Below are 666 nucleotides of genomic sequence, written 5' to 3'. Positions count from 1 at the left end.
AAATCGGCAAAGTATTTGGCAGCGCCTATGAGATTATCGACAGTTATCAACGCCGAGTACGTTTGCCAACTACCGATTATCTGTTAGTTACGCGCGTGACTGAGCTTGATGCCGCTATCAATGAGTACCGTAAATCATCCATGGTGACCGAATACGATATCCCGACCGATGCGCCATTTTTAATTGATGGACAGATCCCCTGGTCTGTTTCGGTTGAATCGGGTCAGTGTGATCTGATGCTGATCGCCTATATTGGTATCGATCTGCAAAACAAAAGTGAGCGCGTTTATCGCCTGCTTGATTGTGAATTAACTTTCCTTGAAGAGATGGCGTTTGGCGGCGAAACCCTGCGTTATGAAATTCATATCGACTCCTACGCTAAAAATGGCGAGCAGCTGCTGTTTTTCTTCCATTACGACTGTTATGTGGGGGATAAAAAAGTATTAATCATGCGTAATGGTTGCGCTGGTTTCTTTACCGATCAAGAGTTAGCTGAGGGTAAAGGGGTTATCCATAACGATAAAGATAAAGCGCAGTTTGCCGAGGCTAATAAATCCTACTTTCAACCATTGATTCACAATTCGCGCAGCCACTATGGTTATGACGATATGATTAAACTGGTAAACGGAGATATCACAGGTTGTTTTGGCCCTGAATATGATCAGC

The 666-nt window shown here is 43.8% G+C and carries 1 pseudogene; it reads left to right on the top strand.

The features are described from left to right. A pseudogene (locus AC4GME_RS18715) lies at nt 1-666 on the top strand (hotdog fold thioesterase); the annotation flags it as partial.

This window comes from Psychromonas sp., assembly GCF_983033635.1.
This window is presented reverse-complemented; position numbering and strand designations above follow the sequence as displayed.